Annotated in this window: 5 protein-coding genes; all 5 read right to left on the reverse strand. The window is 40.9% G+C overall.

The genetic code is table 11. The features are described 5' to 3' along the window. Positions 1-769 (reverse strand): hypothetical protein (locus TT12_RS14900; protein WP_207804111.1); only part of this gene is annotated, 769 nt, incomplete at its 3' end. 20 nt (positions 770-789) lie between these two features. Next, complete coding sequence (locus tag TT12_RS14905) at positions 790-1,230, reverse strand: hypothetical protein (protein ID WP_045456484.1); 441 nt, start codon at positions 1,228-1,230, stop codon at positions 790-792. Continuing rightward, positions 1,215-1,745 carry a hypothetical protein gene (locus TT12_RS14910; RefSeq protein WP_207804112.1) on the reverse strand — a complete coding sequence of 177 codons (531 nt, stop codon included), beginning with the start codon at positions 1,743-1,745 and terminating at the stop codon, positions 1,215-1,217. Before TT12_RS14910 ends, TT12_RS14905 begins: the two co-directional genes overlap by 16 nt. After that, complete coding sequence (locus TT12_RS15865) at positions 1,696-2,265, reverse strand: hypothetical protein (protein WP_207804113.1); 570 nt, start codon at positions 2,263-2,265, stop codon at positions 1,696-1,698. Before TT12_RS15865 ends, TT12_RS14910 begins: the two co-directional genes overlap by 50 nt. 50 nt (positions 2,266-2,315) lie before the next feature. Further along, positions 2,316-2,611: hypothetical protein (locus TT12_RS14920; protein ID WP_207804114.1), on the reverse strand; the 296-nt coding region annotated here is incomplete at its 5' end.

A 2,611-nucleotide genomic window follows, 5' to 3' on the forward strand; every position in this document is an offset into this window, starting at 1 on the left:
GGCGTAGTCCTGTTAAGCCTTTGTTTTTCTTCTCTTGAGCAATATCGGCACAAGCTAATAGCGAGGTACTGATATCTGTCGGACAAGCATGAGCATATCGTGGGTCAAGCGGTAACTTGTCAGCGGGACGCTCCATATAGGTACGGATAAATGTCCACTGATCATAAGGGTTTAGTTGCATGTCTTCAAGATTGATATTTTGGATGCTTTGATTTGTCTTTGGATCAAGCACATGCAGGTTCAAGGCTTCAAAGACAACGCCATTATTACGTCTGACTGAGGCAACGATATCTTTGTAGTTAATCAGGTGGAAAATAGGGGCTTGCTTACGGTTATGCTCGTAGTAAGCAATTTGTTGGGTCTGTTTTAGTAATATGAGTTTGTTTGAATAAGATTTTTTATTTTTAAACTGCTTGTATGCTATGTATGGTAATAATCCAAACATTAAAAAATTTAAAATAATAATAAAAAAAGCTAAGAGATAATAAAATATAGACCCATCTTTGATAACTGCCATAACCATAGCTGTCATCAAAAAGAACGACTGCCCAAACAACCAACTAAAACAATAGGTCATTAAGAATCCAACCAATTGATACGAATTAATAATCGGGTGAAACAATAAATAATCTGGGTTGACCTCATGCACATTATGGCTCAGCCTCTCTATACTGGCTATTTTTTCTCGATACACAGGTATGCTTTCATCCCAAGGTCGACTCAGGAGCTTTTCGATAGGATGAGTATTATTAGGGGGATTGTAAATCATTATTTTTTTGCAACCTTTCTTTAGTAGCTATTATTATCCAAGTAGCTTACGTCTTTTAAGGGGTATGGCGGATTGCGACTGGTATCGGGCGTATAGGTCACAATCACTTTTGCGTTATTGATATTCTGCGGTTCAAACTTTAATAACTGCGTATCAATGATAAACTGAGGTTCCGATTCTTTTTCAGCCTCTTTTTTTGTCACTATAGGCAATAATCTCTCAAGAGCTGATGATTTGATATTACCCGCAGCAGGTTCATCACTGGCAGAATTATAGAATGTCGCTTTATATAGGTTTTGCTCTCTGCCACCTTTATCAGCAACCACCTCTATAGTCAGTTGACTTGCTTTGTCCCAATTCCCAATGTGAATTTGACTTTGAAATAAGGTCAGATGCTCTTTTACAATCTCAAGGACTGGCGGAAGTCTTATCTCACTGTTTGTGCTTATTTCGTGCTCCACAGGCATTCTACCTTGAAAGTTTGCAAACGATTATTAGCTAAGAAAAAGGTACAAGCCGTGATAAAGCCACTAATGTCTTGCTCCAAACTATTGAAAGGCGACTTTGACTGAAACGGATTTATCAGATAATAGTCTTGTCCTCGCATGGCTTTATGACCAAACACGCTGTTGTCTAACCAGTATTCTATCAATGTATTGTTTTTATCATCAAACTTATAGGCTAGGCGCTGAAAAGTATAGCTTAGAGTCATACCGACAAACATAATCGCTAATAGTGGTAGCGCAGGTAATGCGGCGGCTGGCGATGCTATCGCTAATAAGCCTAGATTAAATCCGGCATAAGCTGAAGCACCTATCGAGACGGCTGAACCTATTGTTAACGCTGAAGATGTTAAATTCCCATCATTGAACTTACGATAGCCATAAATTGCTAAGCTTCCTACCTCAAATGTCGCTCCTACTACGCTATCCACCTGCGCGATAGACAAGCCTGTTTGCAAAACTGGTTCTGCCAAACACGCTAGCTCCCGATGCCGCCACATCCATACTCGCCGTGACTAGTGCAAGTCCAGAGCTGATAGTACCTAACTGCTCTTGCGTTAGCTGTATTGGGTCACCTGCATATTTCAATCTGGCAAGGGCTGGCACACTAGCAATCACTGCATGGAACTGAAAATATGCGATAAAAACAGACACGACACCCATACTTCCATTCGCTATTTTTTGGGCACTATTGTGCCATTCAATGCCTTTAGCTGCTAAGTCGCCATTTAACAGCTCTTGATAGCCAACATTTAAGCTGTCTAGAGTATCACGTAAGTTCGGTAATACGCGCTCGCCCCAAACGATATCAGGTTGTTGGTTTAAGGAGCGCGTTCGGTAATCAAAGGGTAAGTCGTTAACAAACAACTCCAGCGCGTATTCAGCAGCGTCTAACATTTGAGCAAAGGCATCGCGCATTTCTTTAAAGTAAGCGGGTGAGCTATAGCGCTCTAATAAATAGATTGCTTGAGGTCTTATGATGTAGTTATTCATTTTTAGCGGTTCTCGTACTGTTTAATAGAGGTTGGCTAATCAGTTTTTATCTAAGCAATTACCAACATCACATACAATATCGATCCAATAAACCATGTCGCATTGATCGCAATTCCTGAGTACCATTTCAGCTTTACCGCTTGGTTTTGGTTTGCAAAAGATGCTTGGCGCTCTGCTGTGACAGGCAAGATGTTATATGGGTTGTTTTGACCATCCCACATAAGCCGTCGCTGAACTTCCGGATGTAGTGCAGGATTGGCACTGGATTGATAGATGTTGCCTTCGGCAAGGTCTAAAAAGCTAACTGTACAGGCGCGTAGCCAGCCCATGATAGTGACTTCATGTT

Source organism: Psychrobacter sp. JCM 18903 (genome assembly GCF_000586475.1).
Taxonomy (GTDB): Bacteria; Pseudomonadota; Gammaproteobacteria; order Pseudomonadales; family Moraxellaceae; genus Psychrobacter.

Coding starts and splice junctions, on each gene's coding strand:
- TT12_RS15865 (WP_207804113.1), bottom strand. CDS start 2,265: ATGAATAACTACATCATAAGACCTCAAGCAATCTATTTATTAGAGCGC.